Here is an 18118-nt window from a genome sequence, read left to right on the forward strand (position 1 = left end):
TCTCGCCTCTGTCTCGTCCGTCCGGCCGGCTTCCTGCGGAGCCGCCGCGCGGGCGGCCCGGCCTGCCACCCTACCGCCGCGTTCCGGGCCGCCGTCCGGGTGAAGCGGGCGTGCGGACCGGCGCGCGGCACGTGACACGCAACCGATCCTGATGAATCTCCCCGTTTCGGTGTCGGGCCCGGCCCGGTCCGTGCTTCGCTGGTATCCGCACAGCGTGCCTTCCTCCGGAGAAACGGCCGCCCCGGGCGCGGTGGCCAGGCGGGAGCAGACCGAATCCATGGTGGCCGAGTCCAACTCCACACCGCTTCCGGCGGGCGCCGAGACCGCGCCGGGCGACCACCCGACCGGAGTGGCCGCCCTGGTCCGGCTCGCCCTCGTCGTGGTCGACCGGGCCGGCCGGATCGCCCAGTGGAGCCGGGCCGCCGAGGAGCTGTTCGGGCACCGCGCCGAGGCCGCCACCGACCGCCCGGCCTCGGGCCTGCTGCCCGCCCTGGAGGCACGGGTGCTCGGCCGCTGCGCGGTGCGCCGCCGCTGCGACGCCCTCGACACCCTGGCCGGGCTGACCGCCGCCGGGCGCCCCTGGGCCGGGCGGCTCACCGTGACCGACCGGGAGGAGCACCAGCGCGACGTGCTCTGGTGGGCCTACCCGCTGCCCGGCCCGGCCGGCGGACTGCTCGCGCTCGCCGCCGACGCCCGCCCGCTGCGCAGCTCCGGACCGCGGCTCGCCCTCGGCGAGCGCCTGCTGCCCTTCGTCGCGACGCCCGGCGCCCGGGGCGGCTTCCACGGGCTGACCGCCGCCCTCACCCCGCCGGCCGCCGAGCTGCCCGAGCCGCTGGCCCGGCTGCTGCCCGCCGCCCTCCGGGCCCCGCTGCGCGCGGCCGCCGCCCTGGGCGGGCTGCCCGCGCTGCGGCTGGACGCGACCACCGTGCTGCCGGTGCTGCCCTCCGATCCGCAGGCCGGCACCGCCCACGTGGCCGCCGGCCTGGGCCGCCGCTACCCGACGCCCCAGCAGCGCGCGGCCCGGCTCGGTCCGCCGCCGCAGGCCGACCAGTCCGCGCCGGGCCGCCGTCCCCAGGGCCCGCTGCCCGCCCAACGCGAACCGGCACCCCGCGAACCGGCCCGGCGCGACCCCGCCCCGCACGCCCCCGGCGAGCGGCCCACCGCGGTCGTCGGTGCCCCGCCCGCCCCGCTCCCGGCCCCCGGCCGCGAGACACCCCCACGCACCGGAGGAGGAGCCACCATCGAGCCGCAGGCCGCCGTCGAGTCGTCCGCCCACGGCCTCCCGCCGCGCCGCCCCGCCCAGGCCCCGCCCGGCGCCGTCCCCGCCCCCACCGGCGCCGAGGGACCGCCGAGCGGCCGACTGGGCCCGTTCCTCACCAACGGCCAGGCCGGCGAACAGCTGGCCCTGCTGAACGAGGTCGGCGGCAAGGTCGGCACCACCCTGGACCTCGGCTTCACCGCCCACGAGCTGTGCCAGGTGCTGGTCCCCCGGGTCGCCGACTTCGCCTGCGTGGACCTCGTGGACGGCCTGATCTCGGACTCCGAGCTACCGGTCTCCCGCCCCGACGACGACACCATGCTGCGCCGGGTCGCCCTGGTCTTCAACCAGACCGGCGGCGCCTGGGACCACGTGCTCTCCGAGGGCTCGCTGGTCAGCATGCCGCGCCGGACCCCGCCCGGGCTGGCCCTGCAACTGAACCAGCCGGTGCTGGTCCCGGTGGTCAGCGCGGACGTCGCGGTGGACTACGCGATCGCGCTCGGCGGCGCCCGGCTGGCCCCGGTGGTCTCCGGCCGCTCGATGCTGGTGGTCCCGCTGTCCGCCCGGGGCACCGTGCTGGGCATCCTCAAGCTGCTCCGGCTGCCGGACCGCGCCCCCTTCGACGAGAGCGACGCCGCCACCCTCAAGGAGCTGGCGGTACGGGCCGCGCTGTCGCTGGACAACGCCCGGCTGCACCGCGCCGAGGCCAGGGTCGCCACCACCCTCCAGCGCTCGATGATCCCGACCCGCCCGCCGCAGATCCCCGGGGTGCAGATCGCCCACCGCTACCTGCCCGGCGATCCGAAGGCCGAGGTCGGCGGCGACTGGTTCGACGCGATCCAGCTGCCCGGCAGCCGGGTCGCCCTGGTGGTCGGCGACGTGATGGGCCACGGCATCCACTCGGCCGCCGCGATGGGCCGCTTCCGCACCGCGATGCAGACCCTCGCCGCCCTGGACCTGCCGCCCGGCCAGCTGCTGCGGCACCTGGACAACCTGGCCCAGAAGCTCGGCGACGACCACCTCGCCACCTGCCTGTACGCGGTCTACGACCCGATCAACCGGACCTGCGAGCTGGCCAGCGCCGGCCACGTCCCACCCGTCCTGGTGCACCCGGACGGCAGCGGGGAACTGCTGGAGATCCCGGCCGGCGCGCCGATCGGCGTCGGCGGGGTGCCGTTCGTCGCCAAGACCATCGACGTCTCGGACGGCTCGATGCTGGTGCTGTGCACCGACGGACTGGTCGAGGTCCGGGGCGGGGACATAGGGGCGGGCCTGGCCGCGCTGTGCGGCAACCTGATCGACCCGCAGCAGAGCCCCGAGCAGGCCTGCGACGAGGTGCTGCGCCGGCTGCACTCGGACGACCGCAAGGACGACGTCGCCCTGCTGGTGGCCCGTTTCGACGGGGTCGCCCCGTCCGAGGTGGCCACCTGGAACCTCACCGTGGACCAGCGCGAGGTGCGCCGGGCCCGTTCCCTGGTCCGCGAGCAGCTGGCCGCCTGGCACCTGGAGGCGCTCAGCGACACCACCGAGCTGCTGGTCAGCGAACTGGTCACGAACGCCGTCCGGGTCGCCCGGGACCGGGTGCAGCTCCAGCTGATCCGGGTGGACAAGCTGCTGGTCGAGGTCAGCGACGACAACCACAACCTGCCCTCGCTGGAACCGGCCGAGCAGCTCGGCGAGACCGGCCGCGGCCTCACCCTGGTCACCAAGCTCGCCGAACACTGGGGCACCGCCCGCAAGGCGGTGGGCAAGGTCGTCTGGTTCGAGCTGCCCCTCCCGCACGCATGACGGCCGCGTACGGGCAACGCCCCGTACGCGGCCGACAAGGAAGGTGAAGGGTCACTCAGGGGATGACGGCCCCCGCCGAACGGCGCCGGGCCTCCGCCGCGACCTCCCGGGAGGCCGCGGTGGCCACCGAGGTGGCGGCGCCGACCCCGGCCAGCACCCGCGGCCAGAAGTCCCCGAAGACCTCGACCGAGACGGCGATCAGCAGCGCGGTGACCACCGCGACCACGTGCTCCAGGCCCGCCAGGTTCGGCAGCACGACCGCCTCGCCGACCATCAGCACCACCACCGTGGCGGCGGTGAACCAGGCCCGGGTGCGGAACGCGATGCAGATGGCCAGCGCCACCACCGCGGCCGAGGGCCCGGTGTCCCGCACGAAGGCGACCCACTTCGGGAAGCCGAACAGGTGGTGCGGCCCCATCGCCACGCCGACCCGGGCGAACAGCGTGCCCGCCAGGGTGCACGCGTAGGCGACCACCAGCGTCATCCGCCGGCCGAGCACGACCTCGGCGATCGCGAAGACCACGAAGACCTGGGCCAGTGCTCCCCACACCGGCAGGTCCAGGGCCGGCACGTACAACGACAGCGGGGTCCGCAGCAGCGAGACCTCCAGCGGCAGCGAGGCCCGCACCACCCCGATGTGGTTGACGAACCGCTCACCGCCCGGCAGGTGCTGGACGATGCTGAACAGCAGGATCAGAAACGTCGCCGTCGTGGCCAGCGGAAAGGCGGCGAACTTCTTGCGCACCACCGCGTCGCGGACCGTCAGGTACAACGTCCCCCACTCTGCGACAGCGGCCTTTCTGGCTCGCGCCAGCAGCCCCTTTCGCACGCCCCCCGCGTGGGTCCTGTGAATCACAACCGTTTCTCCCGAATCCCCGAACTTGTCAGCTACTCCCACATTAGAAGCCTGTTAACAAATCCACATCGGCATGGATGGGGATCGAGGTCATCCTCAGGAGGGAGACGAATCCCCCCTCCGGACCCCCCGTACGACCGATGGCCTTCTCCGCCCCCGGCCGCCCGGCCCCCCTCCGCCCCCCGACGGAGGGCTACCCCTTCCCGTCCCGGGCCGCCACCGGCACCCGGGGCGCCACCACGGCGGGCCCGGCGTGCCGGCGCCGGAACAGGGCGGGCAGGCTCGGCGCGACGATGAAGCCCTCGGCGCGGGCGCTGGCGATGCCGATCCGGGGAATCTCGCTGCTCTTCTCGAACAGCAGGTAGCGCGGCTCCCAGATCGGCCGGTACTTGGCGTTCGCGCGGTACAGCGACTCGATCTGCCACCAGCGCGAGAAGAAGCCGAGGACGGAGCGCCACAGCCGCAGCACCGGACCGGCACCGAGCTTGGAACCGCGCTCGAAGACCGAGCGGAACATCGCGAAGTTCAGCGACACCCGCTTGAGCCCGACCTCCTCCGCACGCTGCAGCAGCTCGATGACCATGAACTCCATCAGGCCGTTCTCGGTGTCCCGGGCCCGGCGCATCAGGTCCAGCGAGAGCCCGTCCGGGCCCCACGGCACGAAGCTCAGCAGCGCCTTGAGCTCGCCGTCCCCGTCACTGCACTCCAGCATCACGCAGCGGCCGTCGCCCGGGTCGCCGAGCCGCCCCAGCGCCATCGAGAAGCCGCGCTCGGTCGCCCCGTCGCGCCACTCGTCGGCCTTGGACACCAGCCGCGCCATCTCCTCCTCGGAGATGTCCTCGTGCCGGCGGATCCGCACCGTGTACCCGGCCCGCTTGACCCGGTTGTACGCCTGCCGGACCACCCGCATCGCCCGGCCGTCCAGCGAGAACTCGTCCAGCTCGACGATCGCCTCGTCACCCAGCTCCAGCGCGTCCAGCCCGTGCCGGGCGTAGATCACCCCGGCCTCCTCGGAGGCGCCCATCACGGCCGGCGCCCAGGCGTGCTCGCGCGCCTCGGACAGCCAGGCCTCGATCGCGCCCGGCCAGGCCTCCGGGTCGCCGATCGGGTCGCCCGAGGCCAGCGAGACCCCGCCGATCACCCGGTACGTCACCGCCGCCTTGCCGCTGGGGGAGAAGACCACCGCCTTGTCCCGGCGCAGCGCGAAGTAGCCGAGCGAGTCGCGCTCGCCCTGCTTGTCCAGCAGGCCGCGCAGCTTCGCCTCGTCCTCGGGGTTGAGCAGCTCCTTGCCGCGCGGGCTGCGGAACGCCACGTACAGCACCAGCAGGAACAGCACCGCGCCCATCGCGTTGATCGCCGCGTTCACCCAGGTCGGGGCCGCGATCACGGAGCGCAGGTGCTCGGACGGGGTGATGGTGATCATCCGGCCGACCGAGTAGCGGAAGAGGTCCCACCAGCCGGCCCCGTTCAGCTCGTTGGTGATCCAGACCAGCAGCGCGCCGACGGCACCGCCGAAGAACAGCCCGCCGACGAAGGTGGCCGCCGCGGTCTTTGGGTTGGAGCGGTCGCCCTTGGAGGTGAACTCCTTGCGCCCGATCAGCAGCGCCAACACGAACAGGCAGGTCAGCACCGTGGAGATGTAGTTGAGCGGGTGCTTGTTGAAGCGCTCGCCGGGCAGCACCATGACCGCCAGGTACAGCAGGGCGAAGACGCTGCTGAGCGCCGCGTTGAAGATCCACGCGGCCCGCTTGCGCCGCCGCATCGCGACCGCCAGGAAGACCGACAGCACCGCGGCCGCCAGGCCGGAGGTCATCAGGTACGGGGTGAAGTACTCGCCCTCGTTGTGCTCGTTGACCTGGTTCCCCCAGGGCACCAGCAGCACGGTCGCCACGTTCAGCAGCGCCAGCAGCCGGAGGTACCAGACCGAGGCGGCCGCGGCCCGCGGGCGCCAGCGGTCGAGCGGTCCGGCGGGCCGGGGCTCGGCGGAGGTGGCGGACGGCTCCGACTTCACAGTGGACGACACAGCTCAATTCCAAACGATCAGATGGTGGGGCGCATCCGCACGCGGCCCGGCGCCGGGCGCCGGCACGGGCCCGACGGGCTGACCGGCCACCGACCGCCCGCGTCGAGCGACCGGCCGGAAAAGGCAGCCAACTCCATGGTTCCGCACCATTCCTGAAAATTGCGTGAACCGGGTAGCGGATTCCCACCCCCGCCGAACGGCGGGGGTTCTTACCCCTCATGGGTTCGGCACCCCGCCCCGGCTACCCCTACTCTCAAAGCGACCCCCGCGGACCGACCGAACCCGGCCGCCCGAACCGAGGAGGCCCCCCATCACCACCACCCGCGTGCTGATCGTCGACGACGAGATCCTGGTCCGCTCCGGCCTCGGCCTGATCGTCGGTTCCGCCCCCGACCTGGAGGTGGTCGGCGACTGCTCCGGCGGACAGGCCGAGGAGCACGTCCAGCGCCTGCGCCCGCACGTGGTGCTGCTCGACATCCGGATGCCCGACCTCGACGGCATCTCGGTGCTGCGCCGCCTGCGCGCCCTGCCCGACCCGCCGGCCGTCGCGATGCTCACCACCTTCGACACCGACGAGTACATCGGCACCGCGCTGCGGGCCGGCGCGACCGGGTTCCTGCTCAAGGACACCGCCCCCGAGCAGCTGGTGCACGCCGTCCGGGTACTCGCCGCGGGCGGCAACATCCTCTCCCCGACCGTCACCCGCACCGTGATCGGCGGCTACGTGGACGGCGGCGGCCCGGACGCCGAGGCCACCGCGCTGGCCCGCACCCTGACCGGCCGCGAGCTGGACGTGCTGGCCCTGCTCGGCGAGGGCCTGTCCAACGCCGAGATCGCCGACCGGCTCTTCCTCGGCACCGGCACGGTCAAGGACCACATCAGCGCGATCCTCGGCAAGCTCGGCGCCGCCAACCGGGTGCAGGCCGCCGTGCTCGCCCACCGGGCCGGCCTGGTGCGGCCCAAGCCCGGCGACGGGGCATGACGGCCGCCGACCAGCTGCCGTCCCGACGGCTGCCGGCCTGGTGCACCGCCCCCTGGCCGATGGTGCTGCTGCCCGTCCTGTACTCCCTGATGGACGCCGCCCTGGTGTCCCGGGACTCCACCTGGTGGCAGGTGACGCTCTCCGTGCTGGCCGCCGTGGCGCTGTTCTGGCGGCGCCGCTTCCCGGTGACGGTGCTGCTGCTCACCATGCCCGGCACCTGGGTGGAGGCGATCTGGCTGGCCCCGATCACCGCCGTCTACACGGTCGCCACCGAGCGCCCCAGGGCCGCGGTGCTGTTCCCCTGCGCGGCCCTGTTCACCCTGGTCGACTTCTTCCACTGGCCGCTGCCGAACCCGCTGGTCGAGCTCAGCCGGAACACCGCCCTGGACGCCATCCAGGCCGTGATGCTCTCCGCCGGCCCGGCCGCCACCGGACTGCTCTCCCGCACCCGGCGGGAGCTGGCCGCCCGGCTGGACGAACTGACCCGCGGCCAGGAGCGGGAGAGCCGGCTGCTCGCCGAACGGGTGCTGATCAGCGAGCGCGGCCGGCTGGCCCGGGAGATGCACGACGTGGTCTCGCACCAGGTCAGCCTGATCAGCATCCAGGCCGGCGCGCTCCAGGTGAGCACAACCGACCCGGCCGCCGCGACCACCGCCCGCACCATCCGCGAGCTGTCCGTCCGGACCCTGGAGGAGCTGCGCCAGATGGTCGGGGTGCTGCGCAGCACCGGCGGCCCCCGCCCGGACGCCCCGCTCGCCCCGCAGCCCCGGCTGGCCGACCTGCCCCGGCTGATCGCGGAGAGCGGGCTGGCCGCCGACTCCGAGCTGAACCCCGGTGACCGCCCGTGGCCGGAGGCGGTCGAACGGGCCGCCTACCGCACCGTCCAGGAGGCGCTCACCAACATCACCAAGTACGCCCCGGAGGCGGTGGTGCACGTGCGGGTCCGGGCGAAGGGCCGCCGGCTGCGGGTCGAGGTCCGCAACGAGGCGCCGCCGGTCCGCCCGGCCGAGACCCTGCCGGGCGGCGGCCACGGCCTGGTCGGGCTGCGCGAGCGCGCCCAGCTGCTGGGCGGCACCCTCACCGCCGGTCCGACCCAGGACGGCGGCTTCGAGGTCCGTGCCGACCTCCCGGCCGGCCAGTCCTGACCCGCCCGCTCCGGCCCGGCCCTCCGGGGCGGGGCCGGCGGCGCGGGACAACGAGAAAGCCCCGCAGATCCGAAGATCTGCGGGGCTTCGCTGTGCGCGAGGGGGGAGTTGAACCCCCACGCCCTTTCGGGCACTGGAACCTGAATCCAGCGCGTCTGCCTATTCCGCCACCCGCGCATGGGTGTCGTCTTCACTGCCGTCCGTTCCGCGGAGCCGCTCGGTACCATGTGGTCTTCGCGTTTCCCCGGTCCGGCTCCCTTTCGGGCGGCCCTTCCGACGTGGAAAACAGTAGCACGACCTGGGGGGCTGCTCCGAATCCGTTTCCCGGGGAGACCGACCACGTCCGAACGGCCGCGCGACGAACGGACGGGCGGAGCGCGGTGCACCGCTCCGACGGGCAGACCTGGCGTGCCGCACCCGGAATGCGTCACCCTGTGTGTCCGAGCCCACCCCCCGGCACCACGCGGTCCGGGAACCGTACGGAAGGGCCCGGCGTGGATACGATCAGTACGGAAGTACCGCAAGTAGGCACGACCGACTCCCCCGAGGACACCTCCGCGGCGGACCCCGGTCGGCAGGCAGGCGAACGAACCCTGGAAGGGGGTGCCCATGGGGATGATGAAGAAGTTCGAGCAGCGGCTGGAGGGTCTCGTCAACGGCACCTTCGCCAAGGTGTTCAAGTCCGAGGTCCAGCCCGTGGAGATCGCCGGCGCTCTGCAGCGCGAGTGCGACAACAACGCGAGCATCTGGAACCGCGACCGCACCGTCGTGCCGAACGACTTCATCGTCGAGCTCAGCCCGCACGACCACGAGCGGCTCAGCCCCTACTCGGGGCAGCTCGGCGCCGAGCTGGCCGGCATGGTCCGCGAGTACGCCGAGGCCCAGCGGTACTCCTTCATGGGCCCGCTCCAGGTGAACCTGGAGAAGGCCGACGACCTGGACACCGGCCTCTACCGGGTGCGCAGCCGCACCCTGGCCTCCGAGGAACCCCAGCAGTTCGCCCCGCAGCAGCAGCCCGGCTACGACCGCCAGCCGGCCGCACCGGCCCCCGGCGCACCGTGGCAGCAGGGCGGCGCCGGGCAGTACAGCGCGCCCCCGCCGCCGGCCGCGCCCCCCGCGATGCCCCCGGGCCCTCCGGCCGGCAGCAACGTCCGCGCCTTCCCCGGAGCCGGCCACGGCACCTCGGTCCGCCGCTGGATCGAGGTGAACGGCGCCCGCCACCAGATCACCGGCGCGGCCTGCGTCCTCGGCCGCTCGACCGAGGCGGACGTCCGGATCGACGACCCCGGGGTCTCCCGCAAGCACGCCGAGATCCGCCCGGGCACCCCTTCGATGGTCCTCGACCTGGGCTCCACCAACGGCATCGTGGTGGACGGGCAGCACACCCAGCGCGCTACGCTCCGCGACGGCTCCCGAATCGTCGTGGGCTCCACCACCATCGTCTACCGGCAGGTCGAAGGGTAGTGTCCGAGTTGTTCGCGCGCCTCGCTCACCGACTGGCGGGACGGCCATGTCAGAACTGACCCTCACGGTCATGCGGCTGGGCTTCCTGGCCGTGCTGTGGCTGTTCGTCATCGTCGCGATCCAGGTGATCCGCAGCGACCTGTTCGGCACCAAGGTGAACCCCCGCAGCTCCCGTCGCGGCGGCGGTGCCGCCACCGCGTCCGGAGCCGCCGCGGCGCCCTCCTCGGCACCCGGACGTCCCGCGGCCCCCGCCCCCGGCAACAGCGCCCCGGCGGCCCAGACCCAGGGCGGCGGCGGCCGCCGCCGCGGCGCCCCGACCCAGCTGGTGGTCGTCCAGGGCTCGCTGGCCGGAACGACGGTCGCCCTCCAGGGCCAGACCATCACGCTGGGCCGGGCGCACGACTCGACCATCGTGCTGGACGACGACTACGCGTCCTCCCGGCATGCCAGGATCTATCCGGATCAGACTGGGCAGTGGACGGTCGAGGATCTAGGCTCCACCAACGGCACCTATCTGGACCGGCAGCGCCTGACCGCGCCCACTCCGCTCCAGCCGGGCACGCCGATCCGTATCGGCAGGACCGTCATCGAACTGCGGAAGTAGTAGCGCATGAGGGACAGCATCCCGTCCAAGACCCAGAGGGGGGCACAGGTCGCATGACCCTGGTGCTGCGCTTCGCCGCCGGCTCCCACAAGGGACTGATCCGGGAGGGGAACGAGGACTCCGGCTACGCCGGGCCGCGGCTGCTGGCCGTGGCCGACGGCATGGGCGGCGCCGCGGCCGGCGAGGTCGCTTCCTCCGAGGTGCTCGGCTCGATCGTCCGGCTGGACGAGGACGTGCCGGGCGCGGACCTGCTGACCCTGCTGGGCGACGCCGTCCAGGGCGCCAACGACCGGCTCCGGCAGATGGTCGAGGAGGACCCGCAGCTGGAGGGCATGGGCTGCACCCTGACGGCCATGCTCTGGACCGGCCAGCGGATGGGCCTGGTGCACGTCGGCGACTCCCGCGCCTACCTGCTGCGCGACGGCTCGCTGGTGCAGATCACCCAGGACCACACCTGGGTGCAGCGCCTGGTCGACGAGGGCCGGATCACACCCGAGGAGGCCGAGACCCACCCGCAGCGCTCGCTGCTGATGCGGGCCCTTGACGGCCGCGGCCAGGTCGAGCCGGACCTCTCGATCCGCGAGGTCCGGGCCGGCGACCGCTACCTGATCTGCTCGGACGGCCTCTCCGGCCCGGTCAGCCACCAGACCCTCCAGGACACCCTGGGCAGCTACTACTCGCCCGAGCAGACCGTGCAGGAGCTGATCCAGCTCGCGCTGCGCGGCGGCGGTCCGGACAACATCACCTGCATCGTGGCGGACGTCATCGACGTCGGCGCCACGGACACCATGAGCGGCCAGTTCAACGACGTCCCGGTGGTCGTCGGCGCGGTCGCCGAGACCCCGCCGTCCTCGACCGCCGCCGACCGCTCGATCGCGGACACCCCGGCCGGCCGCGCCGCCGGCCTGGGCCGCGGCCCGCAGGGCGCCTTCGGCCCGGCCGAGGGCTACGACGCGGCCGGGAACGCCTTCGGCCCCGCCGAGGGCTACGAGGGCGACGGCGGCTACGGCTACCCGGCCGAGCCCTCGGTGTACGGCACCGAGGAGTTCGACGGGGAGCAGCCCTCCCGGCGCAAGCGCCGGGGCCTGACCGTCCCGCTGGCCGTCCTGGTCACGCTCGGCCTGCTCGGCGGCGCCGGGTACTTCGGCTACCGGTGGACCCAGGACCAGTACTACATCGGCGAGGACGGCGACCACGTCGCCATCTACCAGGGCGTCAACCAGAACCTGGCCGGGCTGAGCCTGTCCTCGGTGCACGAGTCGCACAGCGACGCGCCGTTGAAGTGGCTGCCGCAGGACCAGCGCGCCCAGGTGAACCGGACCATCTCGGTCGGCAGCCTGTCGGACGCCCAGAAGACCATGGGCACCCTGGTGGACTGGGCCAAGCTGTGCCAGAAGGCCGCCACCGTGAACACCGCGGCCCCGCAGGGCACCCAGGGCACCACGGCCACCAGGACCGCGTTCGTGGCCGCCACCCCGACCACCCCCGGCGAGCGGGAGAAGCCCCGCTCCCCGGGCGCGGCCGCGCCGTCCGCGACGACGACCCCGTCCGCCCCCGGCACCGCCGCCCCGACGCCGAACGCCACCCCCCCGGCGGCCGCCCCGAGCGAGCAGGCCCAGCCGCCCCAGCAACCCGCACTGTCCGACGACGAGCGCAGCCGGGCCGAAGCCTGCCCGAAGCCGTGACGTCCTTGATCCGACATAGGTCCGCCCGGAACGGGCCCGCCGGCCGTCAGGGAGCGGTCACCACGTGAGCAGCTACGACCTGAGCGGCGACACCGCCCGCACCGGCTCCCGACGCCGGGCGGCGGGCGGGCGTGTCGTGCCGCGACGCCGCGGCAACACCACCATCTCGCTCCAGGGCGCACCGAACCGCCGCAACACCGAACTGGCCCTGCTGGTCTTCGCCGTGCTGCTGCCGATCCTGGCGTACGCCAACGTGGGCCTGGCGATGGACTCCCGGCTCCCGACCGGGATGCTCGGCTACGGCCTCGGGATGGGCTCGCTGGCCCTGGTCGCGCACCTGCTGGTGCGCCGCTTCGCGCCGTACGCGGACCCGCTGATGCTGCCGATCGCCACCCTGCTGAACGGGCTGGGCGTGGTGATGATCTGGCGCCTGGACAAGGCGGGCCACCTGCTCAGCGGCAACTTCCCGGCGGCCCGCAACCAGCTGATGTGGTCGGCCCTCGGGGTCACCCTGTTCATCGGTGTGATGGTCTTCCTGAAGGACCACCGGGTGCTGCAGCGCTACACCTACATCTCGATGGTGGTGGCGCTGGTGCTGCTGGCCGCACCGGCCTTCTTCCCGGCCCGGGCGGAGGACTTCGGCGCGAAGATCTGGATCCGGATGGGCAGCTTCTCCATCCAGCCCGGCGAGTTCGCCAAGATCGTCCTGACCGTGTTCTTCGCCGGCTACCTGATGGTCAAGCGGGACGCCCTGGCACTGGCCAGCCGCCGCTTCATGGGCCTGTACCTGCCGCGCGGCCGCGACCTCGGCCCGATCGTCGTGATCTGGCTGCTCAGCCTGCTGATCCTGGTCTTCGAGAACGACCTCGGCACGTCCTTCCTGTTCTTCGGCCTGTTCGTGGTGATGCTCTACGTCGCCACCGAGCGGACCAGCTGGATCCTGTTCGGCCTGCTGATGTCGGTCGGCGGCGCGGTCGCGGTGGCCATGACCACCAGCCACGTCAAGGTCCGCATCGACGCCTGGCTCGACCCGATGGCCGCCTTCGCGCCGACCCCGCCCAAGGGCGCCACCGAGCAGATCGGCCAGTCGCTGATGGCGCTCGGCTCCGGCGGGGTGACCGGCTCCGGCCTCGGCCAGGGCCGCTCCTGGCTGATCAACTTCGCCGCCAAGAGCGACTTCATCCTGGGCTCCTTCGGCGAGGAGCTCGGACTGACCGGCCTGATGGCGATCTTCCTGCTGTACGCCCTGCTGGTGCAGCGCGGCCTGCGCACCGCCCTCGCCGCCCGCGACCCCTTCGGCAAGCTGTTCGCCGTCGGGCTCGCCTCGGCGATGGCGCTGCAGGTCTTCGTGGTGGCCGGCGGGGTCACCGGGCTGATCCCACTGACCGGTATGACCATGCCGTTCCTCGCGCAGGGCGGTTCGTCCGTGGTCGCCAACTGGGCGCTGGTCGCGATCCTGCTCAAGATCAGCGACAGCGCCCGACGTCCCGGGGTCGAACCGGCCCCGGTCCCCGAGGGCCAGGGAGGACCCGCCCGATGAACAAGCCGATCCGACGGGTCTCGATCTTCTGCCTGGTGCTGATCCTGGCGCTGATGGTGCGCACCAACTGGGTGCAGGGCGTCCAGGCCGACGCGCTGGCCTCCAACAAGAACAACAAGCGCCAGCTGTACGACCGCTACGCCCACCCGCGCGGCAACATCATCGTCAGCGGCCAGCCGGTCACCAACTCCGACTTCGTGAACGGCCTGCGCTACAAGTACAAGCGCTCCTGGAAGGACGGCGCGATGTACGCGCCGGTCACCGGCTACTCCTCGCAGGCCTACGGCTCCAGCGGGCTGGAGAACCTGGAGGACGGCATCCTCTCGGGCACCGACGACCGGCTGTTCTTCCGCAACACCCTGGACATGCTGACCGGCGAGCAGAAGCGCGGCGGCGACGTCGTCACGACGATCAACGCCAAGGTGCAGAAGGCGGCCTTCGACGGCCTGGGCGACAAGAAGGGCGCGGTGGTCGCGCTCGACCCGAAGACCGGTGCGATCCTGGCCCTGGTCTCCACCCCGTCCTACGACCCGGGCACCTTCGCCGGCGGCGAGAGCGGCGACACCAAGTCCTGGCAGGACCTCAACGCGGACCCGAACAAGCCGATGCTCAACCGGGCGCTGCGCGAGACCTACCCGCCCGGCTCGACCTTCAAGCTGGTCACCGCCACCGCCGCGTTCGAGAACGGCCTCTACCAGGGCGTCAACGACGCCACGAAGACGCCGGACCCGTACACCCTGCCCAACACCCAGACGGTGCTCAAGAACGAGAGCCCCAACGAGCGCTGCGAGAACGCCACCATCGAGTCCGGGATGGACCAGTCCTGCAACACGGTCTTCGCCAAGATGGGCGCCGACCTCGGCAAGGACAAGATGCGGGCGCAGGCCGAGAAGTTCGGCTTCAACAGCACGGTGGACACCCCGGTCCGCTCGGAGAAGAGCATCTTCCCGGACAGCCCCAGCCTGGACGGCACCGCCCAGGACTCGATCGGCCAGCACGACACCCGCGCCACCCCGCTGCAGATGGCCATGGTCTCCGCGGCGATCGCCAACAACGGCAGCCTGATGCAGCCGTACCTGGTCGACCAGGAGCGCTCGGCCTCGCTGACCACCATCTCCAAGCACACCGAGAAGCAGTTCTCCCAGGCGATGAGCCCGGCCACCGCGCAGAAGATGCAGGACCTGATGGTCTCGGTGGTCGAGAACGGCACCGGCACCAACGCCAAGATCCCCGGCCTCCAGGTCGGCGGCAAGACCGGCACCGCCCAGCACGGCGAGGACAACGCCGGCCTGCCGTTCGCCTGGTTCACCTCCTGGGCCAAGACCTCGGACGGCCAGTCGGTCGCGGTCGCGGTGGTGGTCGAGGACGGCTCCCAGAACCGCGACGGCATCAGCGGCGGCCGCCTCGCGGCCCCGATCGCCAAGGCGGTGATGCAGGCCGCGCTCGGCAAGTAGGGCGACGGTGAGGCGAAAGTCACGATCGGCACCCCCGTCCGGATACCGGTCTGATATCGGCCGACGGCTGACTCCGGTCCGGTGCGGTGCGACCGGTAGCGTATCCGCCAGCAGCGGGTGTGCCCGTTGCCGCCCGCGAGGCGGTGCACGGCCCGGCCGGAGAACCGGTCTCGGCCCGCGCGGCGTCACCCAGAGCGTGCGGGGACATCTACGTCACAACCTCACCGGCGGGTGAAGGAGAGGGTCGGAACTATGGAAGAGCCTCGTCGCCTCGGCGGCAGGTACGAGCTCGGCGGCGTCCTCGGACGCGGCGGCATGGCCGAGGTGTACCTCGGCCATGACACCCGGCTCGGCCGTTCCGTCGCAGTGAAGACGCTCCGGGCCGACATGGCGCGGGATCCGTCGTTCCAGGCCCGTTTCCGCCGCGAGGCACAGTCGGCGGCGTCCCTGAACCACCCCGCGATCGTCGCCGTGTACGACACCGGCGAGGACTACATCGACGGGATCTCCATCCCGTACATCGTGATGGAGTACGTCGAGGGGTCCACGCTGCGCGAGCTGCTGCACTCCGGCCGCCGGCTGCTGCCCGAGCGGGCGCTGGAGATGACCATCGGCATCCTCCAGGCCCTGGAGTACTCGCACCGGGCCGGGATCGTGCACCGGGACATCAAGCCGGCCAACGTGATGCTGACCCGGCAGGGCAACGTCAAGGTCATGGACTTCGGCATCGCCCGCGCGATGGGCGACGCCGGGATGACCATGACCCAGACCTCGGCCGTGATCGGCACCGCCCAGTACCTCTCCCCCGAGCAGGCCAAGGGCGAGCAGGTCGACGCCCGCTCCGACCTCTACTCCACCGGCTGCCTGCTCTACGAGCTGCTGACCGTCCGGCCGCCGTTCGTCGGCGACTCCCCGGTCGCGGTGGCCTACCAGCACGTCCGGGAGGAGCCGCAGCCGCCGTCGGTCTTCGACCCCGAGGTGCGGCCGGAGATCGACGCGATCGTGCTCAAGGCGCTCGCCAAGGAGCGCGACTACCGGTACCAGAGCGCCGACGAGATGCGCGACGACATCGAGCGCTTCCTCGACGGCCTCCCGGTCGCCGCCGCCCAGCAGGCCGCCTACGGCATGGGCGCCGCCGGGTACGGCTACGACCAGAACGGCTACCCGCAGCAGCACGACCCGTACGGCCAGACCAACGTGCTGCCGCAGCAGCCCGGCGGCCCGACCACCATGCTGCCGCAGGCCTCCGGCTACCAGGACGACGGCTACGGCCAGACCTCCGCCGGCGGCGCGGGCGGCCACGACGGCTACGACGACGGCTACGGCCGGGGCGGCCGGCGCGGCGACGACCGGCAGAAGAAGAGCAACACCTCCTGGATCGTCCTGGCGGTGGCCGCCGTGCTGGTCCTGGTCGGCACCTTCTTCGTGGCCCAGGCGATGTTCAGCGACAAGGGCACCAAGGACGCCCCGAAGGTCACGGCGCCGAACCTGGTCGGCAAGAGCCTGGCGGACGCCAGGACCGCCGCGGCCGCGGCCGGCTCCAAGCTGGTGGTCACCGAGGGCGACAAGATCGCCTGCCCGGACACCAACGTCAAGAAGGACCAGGTCTGCACCCAGACCCCGACGGCGGGCACCTCGGTCGCCGAGGACGCCCACCTCACCGTCCAGGTCTCCTCCGGTCCGGCCAAGACCCAGATGCCGACCGTGACCGGCAAGACCAAGGACCAGGCGATGCAGGCCCTGACGGCGGCCGGCTTCACCAACATCGCCACGCCGGACTACAAGGACGACGACACCGCGCCGCAGGACACCGTGCTCTCCCAGGACCCCCCGGCCGGCACCTCCGCGGACCCGAGCGCCCCGGTCAAGCTCACGGTCTCCCAGGGCAAGACCAAGCAGACCGTCCCGAACGTGGTCGGCGCGCAGAAGGACGACGCGACGAACACGCTGCAGGCCGCCGGCTTCCAGGTGGACGCCTCGAAGACCACGACCACCAACGACCCGACCAAGGCCAACACCGTGGCCCAGCAGTCGGTCCAGGCCAACACCAAGGTCCCGGCCAACACCAAGATCATCTTGACGATCTTCAAGGCGCCGGACAAGCCGCAGATCCCGCCGCTGCAGAACGTCAAGCTCTCGGACGCCGGCGACAAGCTGGCGAAGCTCGGCCTGACCTACACCGTGATCGCCGGTCCGCAGGACCCGAACGCGGTCGTGGTGCAGAGCAACCCGGGCGCCGGCAGCCAGGTGGACCCGAACACCCAGGTGCAGCTGATCACCCGGCCGGCCGATCCGGCCAAAGGGGGGGACCCCAACACCACACCCCCCGGCAAAGGGGGCAACAACTAAGCCGCCCCTCTTCCCCTGGTTCTGACACCGGGGAGCGGGAGCGGTGAGAACGCCCGAGGGCCCGTCGCGGAGTTCGCGACGGGCCCTCGGGCGTTCCGTTCCGGCATGGTCTTCCGGCGTTGCGTTCGGCGTTGCGTTCGGCCGGCCGGCCGGCCGGCCGGGCCCTCGGATCAGCGCAGCTCCGGCGGCGGGGTGCGCTTGGCGTCCATGGGGTCCACCCGGACCAGGCTCCCCCAGACGGCCATCCGGTAGCGCGAGGTGTACACCGGCGTGCAGGTGGTCAGGGTGATGTACCGGCCGGGGCCGGCGTACCCGGAACTCACCGGGACGGGCGCGACGATGCCGGTGTCGTACTTGGAGGTCTCCGGGAGGGTGTTGTCGACCTTGTAGACGTACCACTTGTCCTTGGTCTCCACCACGATCGCGGCGCCCCGCTGGACGGCGTCCAGGTCGTGGAACTTGGCACCGTGGCCGTCCCGGTGGGCGGCCAGCGCGAAGTTGCCCGTCTCGTCCCAGGGCATCGCGGACTTGTAGGGCTGCTCGTAGACGCCCGCCACGCCCTCGTCCAGGACGGCGGTGGAGGTACCCATCCGGATCAGCACCTGGAAGTCCCGGCCCATCGCCGGGACGTGCAGGAAGCCCACGTCGTCCCCGATCGCGGGCACCGCGGCGGGCGCGGGCGCCGTGCCGCTCCCGCCCGGCGGGCCGGCGGTCGGACCGGCCGCCCAGGAGCCGCGCAGCCGGTCCGCGGCGTGCGCGGCGGAGGCGTCCGCCTGCACGTTGGTCCACCAGAGCGAGTAGGCCACGAACAGGCCGAGCACCAGGCCCAGGGTGATCAGCAGCTCGCCGAACACCCCGAGCGCGGCCAGCGCCCGGCCACGGCCCTTGCGGCCCTCCCGTCCCGGTGGGGGGAAGGCCTCCTCCGCCGTACCGGCCGGCCGCGTGGTCCCGTCGTCCTGCATCTGCGGTG

The 18118-nt window shown here is 72.7% G+C and carries 12 protein-coding genes and 1 tRNA gene; 9 read left to right on the forward strand and 4 right to left on the reverse strand.

The annotated features are described in order from the left end of the window. Nucleotides 1-214 precede the first annotated feature (214 nt). A complete protein-coding gene (locus ACFY2K_RS08450; RefSeq protein WP_387710358.1) occupies nt 215-3046 on the forward strand; it encodes a SpoIIE family protein phosphatase in 2832 nt (943 codons plus the stop codon). 55 nt (nt 3047-3101) lie between these two features. Here the strand turns inward: ACFY2K_RS08450 and ACFY2K_RS08455 are convergent, their stop codons facing one another. Together ACFY2K_RS08455 and ACFY2K_RS08460 are read right to left on the reverse strand one after the other, a co-directional pair. Beyond that, the gene (locus ACFY2K_RS08455; RefSeq protein WP_380525517.1) at nt 3102-3818 is read right to left on the reverse strand and encodes a hypothetical protein; all 717 of its coding nucleotides are present in this window, start codon (nt 3816-3818) and stop codon (nt 3102-3104) included. Nucleotides 3819-4095: 277 nt separating this feature from the next. Then, nucleotides 4096-5925 carry a phosphatidylglycerol lysyltransferase domain-containing protein gene (locus tag ACFY2K_RS08460; RefSeq protein ID WP_380525516.1) on the reverse strand — a complete coding sequence of 610 codons (1830 nt, stop codon included), beginning with the start codon at nt 5923-5925 and terminating at the stop codon, nt 4096-4098. Between the two features lie 331 nt (nt 5926-6256). On the opposite strand from ACFY2K_RS08460, the gene ACFY2K_RS08465 reads away from it, so the two are divergent. Continuing rightward, entirely contained in the window at nt 6257-6907 is a 651-nt protein-coding gene (locus tag ACFY2K_RS08465; protein WP_229928260.1) for a response regulator transcription factor, read from the forward strand. After that, entirely contained in the window at nt 6904-8052 is a 1149-nt protein-coding gene (locus ACFY2K_RS08470; protein WP_375891878.1) for a sensor histidine kinase, read from the forward strand. The genes ACFY2K_RS08465 and ACFY2K_RS08470 overlap by 4 nt, the downstream gene beginning before the upstream one ends. A gap of 93 nt (nt 8053-8145) precedes the next feature. Here ACFY2K_RS08470 and ACFY2K_RS08475 read toward each other — a convergent pair. Continuing rightward, a tRNA-Leu gene (locus ACFY2K_RS08475) sits at nt 8146-8229 on the reverse strand. Between the two features lie 432 nt (nt 8230-8661). On the opposite strand from ACFY2K_RS08475, the gene ACFY2K_RS08480 reads away from it, so the two are divergent. The 6 genes from ACFY2K_RS08480 to pknB all read left to right on the forward strand — a co-directional run bounded on the left by ACFY2K_RS08480 (nt 8662) and on the right by pknB (nt 17148). Beyond that, complete coding sequence (locus ACFY2K_RS08480) at nt 8662-9516, forward strand: FhaA domain-containing protein (RefSeq protein WP_387710361.1); 855 nt, start codon at nt 8662-8664, stop codon at nt 9514-9516. A gap of 46 nt (nt 9517-9562) precedes the next feature. Continuing rightward, nucleotides 9563-10120, forward strand: coding sequence for an FHA domain-containing protein (locus ACFY2K_RS08485; RefSeq protein WP_380525515.1), 558 nt, complete (start codon nt 9563-9565; stop codon nt 10118-10120). Between the two features lie 53 nt (nt 10121-10173). Next, nucleotides 10174-11805: a PP2C family protein-serine/threonine phosphatase gene (locus ACFY2K_RS08490; protein ID WP_380525514.1), complete on the forward strand. Its 1632-nt coding sequence runs from the start codon at nt 10174-10176 to the stop codon at nt 11803-11805. A 136-nt stretch (nt 11806-11941) separates the two neighbouring features. After that, nucleotides 11942-13345, forward strand: coding sequence for an FtsW/RodA/SpoVE family cell cycle protein (locus tag ACFY2K_RS08495; RefSeq protein WP_375891974.1), 1404 nt, complete (start codon nt 11942-11944; stop codon nt 13343-13345). Then, nucleotides 13342-14799, forward strand: a complete 1458-nt coding sequence (locus ACFY2K_RS08500; RefSeq protein ID WP_375891870.1) for a peptidoglycan D,D-transpeptidase FtsI family protein — start codon at nt 13342-13344, stop codon at nt 14797-14799. The genes ACFY2K_RS08495 and ACFY2K_RS08500 overlap by 4 nt, the downstream gene beginning before the upstream one ends. 252 nt (nt 14800-15051) lie before the next feature. After that, nucleotides 15052-17148 carry a Stk1 family PASTA domain-containing Ser/Thr kinase gene (pknB, locus tag ACFY2K_RS08505; RefSeq protein ID WP_380593202.1) on the forward strand — a complete coding sequence of 699 codons (2097 nt, stop codon included), beginning with the start codon at nt 15052-15054 and terminating at the stop codon, nt 17146-17148. Between the two features lie 170 nt (nt 17149-17318). Here pknB and ACFY2K_RS08510 read toward each other — a convergent pair whose 3' ends face one another. Beyond that, a complete protein-coding gene (locus ACFY2K_RS08510; RefSeq protein ID WP_380400921.1) occupies nt 17319-18110 on the reverse strand; it encodes a class E sortase in 792 nt (263 codons plus the stop codon). Between the last annotated feature and the right edge of the window lie 8 nt (nt 18111-18118).

It is taken from the genome of Kitasatospora sp. NPDC001309 (assembly GCF_042896295.1).
Taxonomy (GTDB): Bacteria; Actinomycetota; Actinomycetes; order Streptomycetales; family Streptomycetaceae; genus Kitasatospora.

Coding starts and splice junctions, on each gene's coding strand:
- ACFY2K_RS08470 (WP_375891878.1), top strand. CDS start 6,904: ATGACGGCCGCCGACCAGCTGCCGTCCCGACGGCTGCCGGCCTGGTGC.
- ACFY2K_RS08480 (WP_387710361.1), top strand. CDS start 8,662: ATGGGGATGATGAAGAAGTTCGAGCAGCGGCTGGAGGGTCTCGTCAAC.
- ACFY2K_RS08490 (WP_380525514.1), top strand. CDS start 10,174: ATGACCCTGGTGCTGCGCTTCGCCGCCGGCTCCCACAAGGGACTGATC.
- ACFY2K_RS08500 (WP_375891870.1), top strand. CDS start 13,342: ATGAACAAGCCGATCCGACGGGTCTCGATCTTCTGCCTGGTGCTGATC.
- ACFY2K_RS08485 (WP_380525515.1), top strand. CDS start 9,563: ATGTCAGAACTGACCCTCACGGTCATGCGGCTGGGCTTCCTGGCCGTG.
- pknB (WP_380593202.1), top strand. CDS start 15,052: ATGGAAGAGCCTCGTCGCCTCGGCGGCAGGTACGAGCTCGGCGGCGTC.
- ACFY2K_RS08510 (WP_380400921.1), bottom strand. CDS start 18,110: ATGCAGGACGACGGGACCACGCGGCCGGCCGGTACGGCGGAGGAGGCC.